This window comes from Protofrankia sp. Cj3 (assembly GCF_917627355.1).
In the GTDB taxonomy this organism is placed as follows: domain Bacteria; phylum Actinomycetota; class Actinomycetes; order Frankiales; family Frankiaceae; genus Protofrankia.
Map to the genome: position 1 here is coordinate 1 of NZ_CAKJTR010000042.1, position 470 is coordinate 470.

Consider the following 470-nt stretch of genomic DNA (forward strand, 5'->3'; position numbering starts at 1 on the left):
CCTCAGGGGGTCGGGAAGTTGCTGCATCGAATGGGGTTGTCACCCCAACGTCCGCTGACGCGGGCTTGGCAGAAGGATTCGGACAAGGTTAAGAAGTGGAAGGAGGAGGACTACCCGAAGATTCGCAAAGAAGCCCAGGTGGAAGGCGCTTCGATCTTCTTTGGGGACGAGGCGTCGGTCCGCACCGATTTTCACTCTGGCACGACCTGGGCCCCAGTAGGACAAACGCCAATCGTGCACGGAACTGGTGACCGGGATTCCGTCAACATGATTTCCGCAATATCGGCTCAGGGTAAGCTGCACTTCCAGCTTCTCGACAACCAGAACGTGAACTCGAAAATCTTCATCGAGTTCTGCGAGAAGTTGTTGCACGATATCGACGGCAAAATCTATCTGATCGTCGACGGACACGGCTCGCACAAGTCGAAGGAAACTCAGGCGTTCGTCAAGTCGACAGACGGGCGTCTTAA

Annotated in this window: 1 protein-coding gene; it reads left to right on the forward strand. The window is 55.3% G+C overall.

What is annotated here, in order from left to right:
- Positions 1-30: 30 nt before the first annotated feature.
- Positions 31-470, forward strand: a 440-nt coding sequence (locus MJ783_RS08145) for a transposase (RefSeq protein ID WP_239309704.1), incomplete at its 3' end; no start/stop codon positions are given.